We start from the raw sequence: 13,892 nt of genomic DNA, 5'->3' as shown, positions 1-13,892 counted from the left end.
GGAAATCCCTCCTCAGGATAAACATTTATGAGATAAAAAATATTATAGGCTTGCTGCGTGCAGGGCCAATTCAATCAACTTATTGGAGTATCCGGTCTCGTTATCGTACCAAGACACCACTTTAAAGAATTTGGAATTTAGCTCAATTCCAGCACCTGCATCGAAAATAGAAGTTCTAACATCTCCCACAAAATCTTGGGAGACTACAGCTTCTTCAGTATATCCCAAAATACCGGCAAGTTCTCCTTCCGAAGCATCCTTCATTGCTTTTTTGATTCCTTCGTACGAAGTCTCCTTTTCCAATTTAACGGTCAAATCCACAACAGAAACATCTGCAGTAGGGACTCTAAAAGCCATACCTGTAAGTTTACCTTCCAACGCAGGAATAACTTTGGTTACCGCTTTCGCAGCACCTGTTGAAGCCGGGATGATGTTCAAAAGGGCACTTCTACCACCTCTGTAATCTTTTTTGGATGGACCATCAACGGTCAACTGTGTAGCTGTAGTTGCGTGCACCGTTGTCATCAAAGCTTCATCAATACCAAAGGCATCATCCAACACCTTGGCTATCGGAGCCAAACAGTTCGTTGTACATGAAGCATTTGAGATAATAGTATCGGTTGCTTTTACATCCTTGTGGTTTACTCCCATTACAAACATTGGAGCGTCTTTGGATGGAGCAGAGATTACTACTTTCTTGGCTCCACCATCGATGTGGCTCTGTGCCATATCCAAAGTAGTGAAGATACCTGTACATTCAGCAACGATTTCAGCACCTACTTCATCCCATTTAAGGTTTTTTGGATCGCGCTCAGCCGTAATTCTGATCGTATTTCCATTTACTACCAAGTGACCATCCTTAACTTCTACGGTTCCGTCAAAATTACCGTGTACCGAATCATATTTCAATAAGTAGGCTAGGTGCTCAACATCCAACAAATCGTTGATTGCCACAACATCTACATCACCTCTTTTTACGGTTGCCCTGAATACCAACCTTCCAATTCTACCGAATCCGTTGATTCCTATTTTCAAATTTGACATGTTCTTCTTTTTTGTGTTTAAATTTAAGTTGTCATTATATCCGAAACTCTAATGAGTTCTTCGTCAATTTCTGTATGTGCCTTTATGGCTTCCGCCAATGGTGTGAGCACTAATTTGGTATCTCTAATACCTACCATTAAATTTGATTTTCCTTCCAAAATGCTCTCAACAGCCTTCACCCCCATTCTACTCGCAAGAACACGGTCGAAACAAGTTGGGTTACCTCCACGTTGCATGTGTCCCAACACGGAAACTCTAACATCGTAAATAGGTAAGTGCTCCTCCACATATTCCTTTAGTTCGAAAACATTCTTACCTGTTTTATCTCCTTCCGCAACAATTACAATACTGGAAGATTTTCCAGAGGCCTTACTTCGCTTAAGGGAATCGAGCAAACGTTCCAGTCCCAAGTTTTGTTCTGGTATCAAAATCTCTTCTGCACCTGCACCTACACCGGCATTAAGAGCAATATGACCAACATCTCTACCCATTACTTCAACAAAAAACAAACGGTTGTGGGAGCTTGCCGTGTCACGTATCTTGTCAATGGCATCCACAACTGTATTTATGGCAGTATCAAAACCAAGGGTGTAAGACGACCCCAAGATGTCGTTGTCTATGGTTCCAGGAATTCCAATTACTGGAAAATCATATTCCTCAGTGAACAAAAGTGCCCCGGTAAAACTTCCATTACCACCTATTACAACAAAGGCATCTATTCCTTCCTTGGTTAATTGGTCGTAAGCTTTTTTTCTTCCTTCCTTTGTCCTAAAATCATCGCAACGTGCAGATTTTAGAATTGTACCTCCCTTATTGATTATATTGTTTACGCTTCGGGCATCCAACGTCTTAAAATCACCTTCGATCATCCCCTGGTATCCTCTATAAATACCTACACATTCTATTTTTAGATAGGCACAAGTACGAACAACGGAACGAATTGCGGCATTCATTCCAGGAGAGTCTCCACCGGATGTAAAAACCCCTATTTTTCTAATTTCTGAAGCCATTCAAATTTTTAAGAGATCAAAGCTAGGAAACTTTATTCAAATTTTGAATATCTTAATAATTTATTTGTTTTCAAGGACTTTCTCAAACGTTTTCGTAATAAATTTATCCAAAAACCTTGAAAAATATAAAATCTAATAAATTGATTTATGGATGATTTACGGGCTTTTCCGAAAAACGTATTAGACTGTCTTTTCCCATCACTTGTGTAGGTTGTTTTCCAGGTGAAGGTTTTTTTTCTTCTTCCAATTTCCCTTGCTTGTTGAACACCTTCTGCATCAACTCCTTAAAGCTATTAAAATCTACTTGATAAGATAGACCAACCCCTTGTGTGTAACCTTGTCGTTCTGCCAAAAATTGTTGTATCTGGTTTTCCCTATTAAAGATTTTGGCACTTAATGTGCCCTGGTCATTCAATAATATTTGGACCTCAACATCTCCGGCCACTACGGTTTCCGACACCCCTCCAACAGGAACACCTACTCTACCGTTCACCAAAATACGGTCTGATATCTGTGTGGAAACGGTAACTCCAATCCTATCTTCCGTAGCAATATCAGCATTAGGATCATTATAGCCTTGCTCATAAGATAGTCCAAAGTTTAGTTTATCGTTGTTCCCCGATAAAATTTGATTGAAAAGACCTGAGGCCGTCTGAATCAGGTTTCCAGTGACCGCCTGTTGGTTGATACCACCTGACTGTGGGTTCACAAAAGTTCCTTGTGCCAAAAGAAAAAAGGCATTTCGCTCTTTGATAGTAGGGTCCTGTAAGCGGTATTCCAGCTCGGACTGCACCACGGAGTTAGTTCCAGGAAAATCTATATCGAAATTAATATTGGGGCTTTCCAGTTCCCCATCCAACCTAACTACGACCTCAGTTGGTATTCTACCGGTATAACCTGCATTGTCCAAAAGGGGTGCTGGGTTGGCGTTTAAAGAATATACGGCCTCCAAATTTAATTGTGCGGCCAATGGATCACGTTCCCATAGAATAGTACCTCCTGGGCGAACCTTAAACTTTTTATCTATAACTCCGCCATATTTAAAATTGTACTCTCCAGTAACAGCCACAAATTCCCCATACATGTTGAATTTACCATTGGTGTTAATTTCGATAAGCAAAATACCTTCACCTGTTCCCTTTAGGGAACTACCTGTACTCTGATCTACTACAATCTCAACTTCTGCTTCTGGTGTAACGGCAAGGTCGAAAGCCATTTCCAGTCCTTGATAATCATCCAATACTCGTTCCTGCTCAAAAGAGTTTGAGCCACCTTTTTCGACAAAATTGATAAATGAGTAATCCCCCACACTCGTAACATCGCTCAAAGGTATTTTAAGTGAAGAACCTGCAGCTGTAGTGGCATCCACAGAAATAGTCAAAGCATCTATTGGGCCATAAATACTCCCTGTCCCATTAATGAATCCTGTTCCATAGTATAATGATTCTTCATCGAATTCCGTGTTCAAAATCATAAAACGGTCGTTCTTGGTATCTACATCCAAGCCCAAATACCAATCGTCAAAACCCGTATGGCTAATGGTACCGTCCAAAGTCGCTGTGGTACCTTCCTCCACATCGGACAACTCTATATTTTCGAAATAAAAAGTCTGGTCAAAAAGTCGAACTTGTGAATACGGAGCAAAATCATAATCAACATTAAGGTATGGGATCCCTATTCCTGCTTCATTTAAACTGAGTACACCATTGATTGAAGGGTTTTTTACATCACCGGTGATGGTCGTATTTCCACTAACCTTGCCCCTTATGTTGGATATAATGTCCTCTCCCAATGGCCTGAAAGGTTCCAATGCGAAATCGGAAAAATCCGCCACTAGGTCCAGCTCTTGCTTGTTGTTTATATTGGTGACCTTACCATTAATGCTCATCCGTTCCTTTCCATCATCGTTCAACCACGTACTCACCCCAAACTCTGTTAGGTCGTTATTCCCATAAATGCCAACCTCCAAATCACCCATTCGCATTTCGTTGACACTAAAGTTCTTGACTTTAAGGCTTGAGGTAGGCAAGTACTTTCCGTCTTTTTGTAAAATATTTAGAAAACCGTCCACCTCCCCGTTCATTTTTAGGCTATCTATGGCTGGAGTAATTTTGTTCAGGGAAACCAATTTAAATTGAAGGTCCAAATCCTTATAGGTGGAATCGGCGAATTCTCCCCTTAGGCGAATCTGTTCTTGGTTGTTGTTGTCCATCACCACATCCTCAATACGGATACTGTCCAACGAACTATTGAAAATTACTTTGTTCTTACTATTGCCATCTTTATTGAGCACCCAAGTGTTCCCCTTAAAACTTACGTCTGATTTTTTGAGTCCAATGACCGACCTATTATTCTTGTTAAAGGTGTGATAAAAGTTAAGGTTGTAGCTGTCATCGTATTCGCTGCCTCCTTTAAACTCTGTTCTAAAAAACAGTGTATCCTTCAAGGTAGTATTGATGAGACTGAAATCCTTGATATCATAATAAACAGTGGACATGTCCTCCACAGAAACGAAGGTGTTGAAAAGTGGATTCTTATTGTCTATTTTCAACTCAATATTATCGAACCTGTTACCAAAAGCTTCAATACTGGGTGATTTAAAGGTGAGTTTAAAATCACTTTCATCCGCCTCTATGGCCCCACGTATAAAAGTATTGGCATCAAAGGCCATTTCTGGTACAAAAACATCAACAATTTTATTGTAAATCTTAAAGTTGAAGTCCAAATATTGTCCGTCGGAGATTTCAAAAGGCTGATAATTGGTATATATACTACCTACCGAATTTTGAACAAGTTGTCCCAATTCATTTACCTTAAAATTCCCTCTCATATACCCAGTTATAATATCCGGGGAGTTTATTTCAATGGTTCTAATAGTATCTTGGTCAAAGGAAGAATTTACAGTGAAATCTTCAAAATAGTACGTATCGTTTATATTTTGATAAGTAGTATTGGAAAATTGAAGCTGACCTGCCATGTCATCGAGATTGTTGCCCTCGATATCCATATCTATATGTCCCTTAAAAATAGAAATGCTATCATTGATGAAGTTCAACTCCCTTAAGTCTGCATAATCTACTGCCGCTACAAAATTGAATTTGTTCTCTCGCTGTCCAAAATTGGCCAATCCCTGAAAATCAAACCTAAAGTTGTCATCGTTACATAACAGAATACCATCAAAAAGTTGGTTCCTTAGTATTCCCGTTACTTTAATTTTGTTGTATTCATAATCATTGAACTCAAACTTGTATACGTCTCCAGAAATCTCTGTGTTTAAACTTTCGGCCACGAACCCCTTTCCTTCCACATTCATATCCATGGAAGCTAACCCCAAGTCCTCGTTCTCTATAAATTCCCCCAGATTAAAGTCTATCAAGGAAATAAAACCAATATAAGAGGCATCCTCAATGGTTTGCACATTGGTCATTTGTAAATCCACGTAACTATCTCCAACAGCGGTATTCAAATTAACGGTAACATCAATGGATGTTTCCGTGATTTCCGCATCTCCACGTACTGTAAATTGACCCAATTTTTGAACCGATTCCGGAATGTTCCGGCCTAAAATATCGGGCAGTATGCTTCTAAGTTGATAATAGCTGGAGGTTAGGTTATCAATTTCTCCCTTTAATACAAATGGGGCTTGTTCACTAAACATATTATCGAACCTAAAATCACCTCGAATACCTGTATTGTCGGTAAAAAGGAATAGGTCGTCAACTTGTAGTTGATTGAGGACTCCACTAAAACTCCCAGTAAAATTGACTATTTTATCTTCCCCAAATTCATTAAAAAATGCATTGATTTCGTTAAGAGCCACGGAGGAATCTGTGAAATCAGCATCGATGTTTACCAAATCAACGAAATTGGCCAAATTCTCTCGCTCATAATTAAACACCAAATTCCCCTTTAACTCGGATTGCTCGGTATCTATCAAAAGTGAATCAAAGCGCATTTGCTGCCTAGTGTACTTAAAATCCGTAGCCATATTTTTAAGGCGAATTCCCCTTTTCGCCAAGGTGGACAGGTTCTTTATCTTCAGAGAAACATCGGGGCCAAGAATCTGAAAATTGTACGCCAAAATTTCAATTTCAGAGAAATTCAATACCTCTTGGGATTCCAAGTTCTCATCAATCAACCTAAATTTGCCGCTATTTATTTGAATCTCATCGGAAGACATAAAAAATGGAGGGGTTCCCGGGTCACGTGGTTTGCCGTCATCCAGTTTAGCCACAAATACATCCAAATTCGTATCAGTTTCCCCCTCATAGGTCTTTAAATTAAAAGTAAGACCATCCAACTCAATATCGCCAAACTCCATCTTATTGTTGGCCATATTACGCAGGTTTAAAATAGAAGTGGATAGTTTATGGATGTAAATCAGCGTATCTTTTTTGTAATCCTCAACATAAACCCCTTTAATTCCGGCATTTAAGTTAAAAAGGGACATGCTTATTCTATCTATCTGAATGTTGGTCCCAAACTCTTCGTTCAACGAATCCATTGCATATTTCCCCAATCTGGTCTGCACGACGGGCAAGGAAAGAACCAAAGAGCCCAAAACTATAATGAGAACAATGGCCAGTAGGAAACGTAACAGTATTTTACGAAGTTTTTTGATAGGGCTTTTATGTTTTACCTTTGACAACCAATTTTTGTTCCAAAACCTGTGGAAAATCGAAAAAAATATATTCTTGCGATTGAATCATCCTGTGATGACACCTCTGCTGCCGTGCTTTGCAATACAAAAGTACTCAGCAATGTTGTAGCTACACAAGAAATTCACAAGCAATATGGCGGTGTTGTCCCAGAATTGGCTTCAAGGGCACATCAACAAAATATTGTCCCCGTGGTGCACCAAGCCTTGGCCAAGGCAAATATCGATAAAAAACAACTATCTGCCATAGCTTTTACAAGAGGACCCGGACTTATGGGTTCTTTGCTGGTGGGAACGTCTTTTGCCAAGTCCTTGGCATTAGGTTTGGATATTCCTTTGATTGAGGTAAACCATATGGAGGCGCATATTTTAGCCCATTTTATTGAGGATGAAAACCAAACGGCTCCCACATTTCCTTTTTTGGCAATGACCATTAGCGGGGGGCATACTCAAATTGTAAAGGTTTCGGATTATTTCTCTATGGAAGTCTTGGGCGAAACCTTGGACGATGCCGTAGGTGAAGCGTTTGATAAAAGTGCAAAATTGATGGGACTTCCCTACCCTGGCGGCCCATTGATTGATAGATATGCAAAATTGGGCAAACCCGATGCGTTTCAGTTTCCCAAACCTAAAGTTGATGGATTAAATTTTAGTTTTAGTGGATTAAAAACCAGCATTCTATACTTTTTGCAGCGCGAAACCCAGAAAAATCCTGATTTTGTTTCCCAAAATATGAACGATATCTGCGCTTCGGTGCAGTTCACCATATTGGAAATATTGATGGACAAACTACAATTAGCTGTTGACCAGACAGGTATCAATCAAATTGCCATTGGAGGTGGGGTTGCTGCCAATTCCGGAATTAGAGGTAGGCTCAAGGATGCAGAAGAAAAGTTGGGCTGGCAAACCTTTATTCCTAAATTTGAGTATTGCACGGACAATGCAGCTATGATCGGCATTGTGGGTTACCTAAAATTTGAAAGAGGCAAATTCACAGATCAAAGTATTGCTGCCAAAGCACGTTACGCCATCGGTGGCTAATTAATTTAAACCATAGCTATGCAGCTTTTCTACAACCCCAAATTGGACTACAGTGCCAAACAATTTGTTTTTCCACCAGATGAAAGCAAGCACATTGTGAGGGTGCTTCGTAAATCTGAGGGAGATATTGTGCACATCACCAACGGTAAAGGTTATTTGTTCGAGGCTGAAATTTTAGAGCCTAATCAAAAAAAGTGCAAGGCACGTATCATTTCTAATCGTAAATCTATACCCAAACGGTACAAACTACATATGGTGGTCGCCCCCACAAAAATGAACGACCGATATGAATGGTTCTTGGAGAAGGCCACAGAAATAGGTGTAGACGAGATTACCCCTATTATTTGTGATCACTCAGAAAGAAAGACCATCAAACTGGAAAGAATGGAGCGAGTGCTTCAATCTGCCATGAAGCAATCATTACAAACCGTTTTACCGCAAATTAATCCACCTATTTCTTGCAAGGAATTCCTAGAAAACGATATTTCTACAGGTTTTAAATTTATAGCCCATTGCCAAGATGGAGAAAAAATGGAGTTAAAAAGAAAGGTGATAGCGGACAATGATGCCACAATCCTGATAGGCCCGGAAGGTGATTTTTCCAAAACGGAAATTGACCTGGCAAAAGAAAAAAGTTACATACCCATTTCTTTGGGAAGAAACCGCCTTCGCACAGAAACAGCGGCCATCGTAGCCTGCACAACAGTAGCTATAATCAATAGTTAGTGTCCAATACGTTTTTGTGAAGCACCAATAATATCATGGTTTTGGGTTTCAAGGATCACTACAAGGGTCAGGTCATCAGTGTTTGTGACCAAATCTGGTATCATTAAGAAAGATTCTTTTTCGTAACTATTCAATTCAATCATTTTTTCTGCAACTACAATATTGCTATTTTTTAAGGTTCTATTTCTGTTTTCACCTCTTTTTACTTGCGTCTCTCTTTCATTGACCACCAATACCGCCCTCAACCATTCATTACTTATATTTTCAACGGTATTATAGGAAAAAGATATTGTCCCATTTGATAATTCTAAATCACAAATTTCTACAGGATTATCCCTATTCTCAGTACTATATTCTTTAATTTTTGAATATAGAATTGAGCTATTTGAGCCAACAAAGTGTTCTTTACCATTGATTACCATTTCAGGCGTATAAATGTTTCGCTGACCAAATTTTCTTCCATATTTCCTTTGCTTTTTGGTATAGGCCTTATTGGAAAAAGGGTCCTTCCAGCCTATATAATCCCAATAGTCTACATGGTATGACAATGTGATTACATCATTTGGAAACTTATTCTTTAACTGTTCCAAAAGAACATCAGCTGGGGGACAGCTGGAACACCCTTGTGAGGTAAAAAGCTCCAACACAATTGGATTCTTGTTTTCTTGAATTACCGGTTTTACCTCGTTCGCTGTATATAGCGTGTACAAAGACAAAGCAAAAAAGGTAAATGAGAGAATTATGGCCTTTTTAATCATGAATACTGTACTTTTGATTGTATAGTTATTCGTATTTAAATGGCACAACTTACCAAGTTAATATGTACTTTAACTTTTTTTGTGATGGCTCTGGCTACTTCGCAGGAAATTGCAATTCTTAAATATGGTGGCGGTGGCGATTGGTACTCCAATCCTACGGCACTACCCAATCTGATTCAGTTTTGCAACACCAATATTGGTACTAAAATCAATCCTGAACCAGAAACCGTAGAGGCTGGAAGTGTTTCCATTTTTAAATATCCTTTCTTGCACATGACCGGACACGGAAATGTTTTTTTTACTGATGAAGAGGTGCAAAATTTACGAACCTATCTCTTATCCGGAGGTTTTTTACATATTGATGATAATTATGGCATGGAACCCTATTTAAAAAGAGAGTTGGAAAAAGTTTTTCCGGATGAACCATTGGAGGAATTGGGCTCAGATCATCCCATTTTTTCACAAAAATTTGAATTCCCCGATGGACTTCCCAAAATTCATGAGCATGATGGAAAAAGACCTCAAGCCTTTGGCATTTTTAACCAAGGAAGACTTATTTTGCTATATACTTATGAGTGTGATCTCGGTGATGGTTGGGAAGATCCCTCCGTGCACAACGACCCCGAAGAAGTTCGAATAAAAGCATTGCAGATGGGTGCCAACATTGTGGAATACGCTTTTAAAAGTTAATCGATGAACGCAAAAACAATAGCAAACGGAATACTTCGGGCCGTCGCCATTATAGTGGGCGTGGTGCTTTTGGGTTGGTTTTTTTATAAAATTCAGTCTGTATTGGCTTATTTGGCCATTGCCGCTGTTTTAGCCTTATTGGGCAGACCCATTGTTCTGTTCTTGCGGCGAAGGCTTAAATTTCCGAATACCTTGGCAGTAGTGGTCACTATGGTATTTATGTTATGCATTTTTTTAGGGATTCTAGCCTTATTTATACCGTTAATTGCTGAGCAAAGTAAAAATCTATCTTTACTCGACATAGAAGCTCTTAAAGGCGACCTGAATACACTTTATTTACAAACCTTGGACTATTTTGGTGCCTCCACAGGAAGTTTCAATAATTTATTGGATGAATCCCAAATAGAGGAAAATGTACTTAAAGGATTGGATTTAGGATTCATACCAAATTTCCTCAATTCTTTTGTCAATGCTTTAAGTAATTTCAGTATCGGTCTTTTTTCAGTTCTCTTCATTTCCTTTTTCTTTTTAAAGGACAGTAAATTGTTACAAAATGGAATCTTGACATTTGTTCCAGACAACAAAGAAAGTAACTTGGTAAAGTCCATTGATAAGATCAACAATTTACTTTCCAGATACTTTGCCGGTATATTGCTTCAGCTTTTTATATTGTTTGTAATTTATACTATTGCACTCCTAATTGTCGGTGTAGAAAATGCCATCGTGATTGCGTTCTTGTGTGCACTCTTCAACATCATTCCATACATTGGCCCGATCATAGGTGGGGTAACCATGATTACCTTAACAATGACCAGTTTTTTGGATGCTGATTTTAGCACCGTTATTTTGCCTAAAGCAATGTATGTTTTAATCGGATTGACCATAGGTCAACTCATTGATAATTTCTTTTCACAGCCTTTTATTTTTTCCAAAAGTGTAAAATCCCATCCCTTGGAAATCTTCTTGATTATCATCATCGCAGGGTTGTTGTTCGGTATAGTAGGTATGGTGGTCGCAGTACCAGGATATACCGCCATAAAAGTAATTTTAAAGGAATTTTTAGCAGATTATTCTTTTGTAAAAAAATTGACAAAAAACTTATAGCATCAGTTTGAATAAACTTATTTTAAATACTGGTGTACAGGATTTTATATTTCAGAAAATATCATCTGACATCATGTCAGTTTTATTGCGTGAACCTATTTTTGAAGGAATAGCCCAAAAGGAATTGGCGGAACAGATTGAAGCTAAAAAAAAGTGTCAGGATAAGCTTCCCACATGGTTCAACACGCCCAACATTTATTATCCCAACAAACTAAATATTGAACAAACCAGTTCCGAACTGACCGCTCAATACAAAGCTCAAATAGTAGACGGAAAATCACTCATTGACCTTACGGGAGGATTTGGTGTTGACAGCTACTTTTTTTCCAAAAAAATGGAGTCGGTTTTGCATTGCGAAATTAACCCGGAATTGAGTGAAATTGCTCATCATAATTTCGAAATTTTAGGGCAAGCAAACATTGAATGCTTTTCGGTGAATGGCATTGATTTTTTAAAAAACTCCAGCTCGAATTTTGATTGGGTTTTTGTTGACCCATCAAGAAGAAATGACAAAAAAGGGAAGGTGTTTTTATTAGAAGACTGCCTGCCAAATTTACCCGAACATCTTCCTTTGCTTTTTGAAAAAGCACAAAACGTCTTGGTCAAAACATCCCCACTTTTGGATATTAAAATGGGGATTATAGAATTGAATTTTGTAAAAGAGGTTCATGTAGTGGCCGTTCAAAATGAAGTAAAGGAGCTTCTTTTTATTTTGGAAAAAGGATTCAAAGGAAGCATTGAAATAAAAACCATCAACTTACAACCAAAGCAAAATGATGAGTTCGACTTTTTATTGGAAAAGGAACAGCACATCAACATAGATTTTGGTGAACCTGCTTCTTATTTATACGAACCCAATGCCGCTATTTTAAAATCCGGAGGTTTTAAGTCTGTGGCGAAAGCATATGGTTTAAAAAAGCTACACCCGCATTCACATTTATATACATCCGAGGAAATCCTTGATTTCCCAGGTAGAAGATTTAAAGTCCAACACATCCTCCCCTATTCCAAAAAATCATTGAAATCAATCTCCCTATCAAAAGCAAATATCACGACACGGAATTTCCCGATCTCCGTAGCGGAGCTTCGCAAAAAACATAAAATCAAAGATGGGGGCAGTCGTTATGTATTCTTCACTAAGGCCATTAACGACTCCTTATTAGTTCTAGATTGCGAAAAAGTGGTTGATTAATCCAAAGTTTCAAGCCAATCAAAAAGCAGGTTGGTCCAGTTTTTTAGTTTATCATCATGCAAAGCCAAAGCAAAACCATGTCTTCCTTCAGGGTAAACGTGCATGGTGGTAGGCACGTTGTGTTTTCTTAGTGCATCAAAAAACAAGGTGGTATTCTCCACAGGTACCGCATCATCATCCATAGCATGCAATAAAAAAGTAGGCGGTGTTGCCTCCGTAACATGTTTTTCATTGGACAGGTAAACAACTGCATCTTCGGTTGGGTTCTCCCCCACCAATGAAACTCTGGAACCTGTATGGGTACTGGAAACTCCAAGGGTAATCACAGGATAAATTAAAATCATAAAATCAGGCCTTGCCGATAAATCATCCGCATCATCCTGTCGATTATAAACTTGGTCGTTATAATGTGTTCCTAAGGTAGATGCTAAATGCCCCCCGGCGGAAAATCCCATGATTCCAATTTTATCTGAATCAAGATTCCATTCAGCCGCTTTTGATTTTACCAATCTTATGGCGCGCTGTGCATCCTGAAGCGGGACCACATTTTTATTTTTGGTAATTGACTTGGAGCCTGGCAAACGATATTTCACAACAATACCTGCCACCCCTTTTGCATTTAAAGCTTTTGCTATGTCGGTACCTTCCCAATCATAGGCCAAGCCATAATATCCTCCTCCCGGAAAAATAACCACAGCTTTTCCGTTGGCATTTCTTTGTGCCGGTAAGTATACTTCCAAGGTTGGTTTTTGGACATTGGTGATCCAAACAATCCCATCATCAGTATGTTCTATCACTTCCTTTTCAGAAGTTTCCATTTGATTGGGAATGGCCTTCGGCCATAACGGCATTATGGTATCCTGTGCAGATAGCACCATTGAAAATAATACGCAAAGAAAGGTTGTTTGTATTTGTGCGTTCATGCGAATCAATTTTTGATCAGTCGTTACATTCCCATTTAAAGTTAGCCACCCGATCGTTGGAGGCTGCCGAAAGATTATAATGCCACCATTCTGTTCTGATAGACCAGAACCCATGTGCTTCCATGGTCTCTTTCAATAATTTTCGGTTGTCCAATATTTCTTGGGGCAAGTCCATATTATCATGATAGGCCCTTTTACCGAAGTAGTCAAAGTCGGTTCCCATATCAAGTTCATTCCCTTCCATATCTACCAAAGTAATGTCCACGGCACCTCCTTTGTTATGAATAGACCCTTTATCCGGATTGGCAACGTATTGTGGGTTAGGTACGATCTCCCACATTTTATATTGGACAGAGTTGGGGCGATAGCAATCAAAAAACTTGATTTTCACCCCATTTTTCATAAAATCCTTATTCGCCTCAATCAGTGCCTTTGCCGTTTTTACCCGGGTATAGCACTCAGCACAATCATACACTTTAGCCTTTAAAAAATTATTTTCAGTAGCGTAGCGCATGTCATAGGCGAAGTCTTTGCAAAAATCAGCCAATCGAACAAAAGTGGTATCGGCCAAGCTTTCAAATGTTTTCAAAGCTGATTTCGCTTCTTTTACTATTGTGTCTTTAGAAACTGAATCCAGGATTATTTCGGTTTCAGCTTGAACTGCATGATTTTTATTCGTTTTAGGTTTTTGTCGACAACTTGTGATCAAGAGAAGCCCTAAAAGAAAGATTGAATATTTCATTTGTC

At 38.9% G+C, this 13,892-nt stretch carries 11 protein-coding genes; 5 read left to right on the top strand and 6 right to left on the bottom strand.

Going from position 1 to position 13,892, the window contains the following annotated elements:
* Positions 1-42: 42 nt before the first annotated feature.
* The 3 genes from gap to D2V08_RS15560 form a co-directional block, all read right to left on the bottom strand.
* Complete coding sequence (gene gap, locus D2V08_RS15570) at positions 43-1,044, bottom strand: type I glyceraldehyde-3-phosphate dehydrogenase (protein ID WP_119609215.1); 1,002 nt, start codon at positions 1,042-1,044, stop codon at positions 43-45.
* Positions 1,045-1,067: 23 nt separating this feature from the next.
* Positions 1,068-2,054, bottom strand: a complete 987-nt coding sequence (pfkA, locus tag D2V08_RS15565; RefSeq protein WP_119609213.1) for a 6-phosphofructokinase — start codon at positions 2,052-2,054, stop codon at positions 1,068-1,070.
* Positions 2,055-2,199: 145 nt separating this feature from the next.
* Positions 2,200-6,702 carry a translocation/assembly module TamB domain-containing protein gene (locus tag D2V08_RS15560; protein ID WP_439108282.1) on the bottom strand — a complete coding sequence of 1,501 codons (4,503 nt, stop codon included), beginning with the start codon at positions 6,700-6,702 and terminating at the stop codon, positions 2,200-2,202.
* A 21-nt stretch (positions 6,703-6,723) separates the two neighbouring features.
* On the opposite strand from D2V08_RS15560, the gene tsaD reads away from it, so the two are divergent.
* Positions 6,724-7,752: a tRNA (adenosine(37)-N6)-threonylcarbamoyltransferase complex transferase subunit TsaD gene (gene tsaD, locus D2V08_RS15555; RefSeq protein ID WP_119609211.1), complete on the top strand. Its 1,029-nt coding sequence runs from the start codon at positions 6,724-6,726 to the stop codon at positions 7,750-7,752.
* Positions 7,753-7,770: 18 nt separating this feature from the next.
* Entirely contained in the window at positions 7,771-8,478 is a 708-nt protein-coding gene (locus tag D2V08_RS15550; RefSeq protein WP_119609209.1) for a 16S rRNA (uracil(1498)-N(3))-methyltransferase, read from the top strand.
* On the opposite strand, the gene D2V08_RS15545 is transcribed toward D2V08_RS15550, so the two are convergent.
* On the bottom strand, positions 8,475-9,236 hold the full coding sequence (locus tag D2V08_RS15545) for a DUF1223 domain-containing protein (RefSeq protein WP_119609207.1): 762 nt from the start codon (positions 9,234-9,236) through the stop codon (positions 8,475-8,477). The genes D2V08_RS15550 and D2V08_RS15545 overlap by 4 nt on opposite strands.
* Before the next feature lie 39 nt (positions 9,237-9,275).
* Here D2V08_RS15545 and D2V08_RS15540 point away from each other — a divergent pair, with 39 nt between their 5' ends.
* The 3 genes from D2V08_RS15540 (at position 9,276) to D2V08_RS15530 (ending at position 12,222) form a co-directional block, all read left to right on the top strand.
* Positions 9,276-9,926 carry a DUF4159 domain-containing protein gene (locus D2V08_RS15540; RefSeq protein ID WP_119609205.1) on the top strand — a complete coding sequence of 217 codons (651 nt, stop codon included), beginning with the start codon at positions 9,276-9,278 and terminating at the stop codon, positions 9,924-9,926.
* 3 nt (positions 9,927-9,929) lie between these two features.
* Positions 9,930-11,030: an AI-2E family transporter gene (locus tag D2V08_RS15535; protein ID WP_119609203.1), complete on the top strand. Its 1,101-nt coding sequence runs from the start codon at positions 9,930-9,932 to the stop codon at positions 11,028-11,030.
* A gap of 73 nt (positions 11,031-11,103) precedes the next feature.
* Positions 11,104-12,222, top strand: coding sequence for a class I SAM-dependent methyltransferase (locus D2V08_RS15530; protein ID WP_313790110.1), 1,119 nt, complete (start codon positions 11,104-11,106; stop codon positions 12,220-12,222).
* On the opposite strand, the gene D2V08_RS15525 is transcribed toward D2V08_RS15530, so the two are convergent.
* Positions 12,219-13,145: an alpha/beta hydrolase gene (locus D2V08_RS15525; protein WP_119609199.1), complete on the bottom strand. Its 927-nt coding sequence runs from the start codon at positions 13,143-13,145 to the stop codon at positions 12,219-12,221. The genes D2V08_RS15530 and D2V08_RS15525 overlap by 4 nt on opposite strands.
* A gap of 16 nt (positions 13,146-13,161) precedes the next feature.
* Positions 13,162-13,887, bottom strand: coding sequence for a M15 family metallopeptidase (locus D2V08_RS15520; RefSeq protein WP_119609197.1), 726 nt, complete (start codon positions 13,885-13,887; stop codon positions 13,162-13,164).
* Positions 13,888-13,892 lie beyond the last annotated feature (5 nt).

The sequence above is a fragment of the Flagellimonas lutimaris genome, from assembly GCF_003581615.1.
Classification (GTDB): domain Bacteria; phylum Bacteroidota; class Bacteroidia; order Flavobacteriales; family Flavobacteriaceae; genus Flagellimonas; species Flagellimonas lutimaris.
Note: the sequence above shows the minus strand (reverse complement) of the source record. Positions and strands in the feature narration are given on the sequence as shown.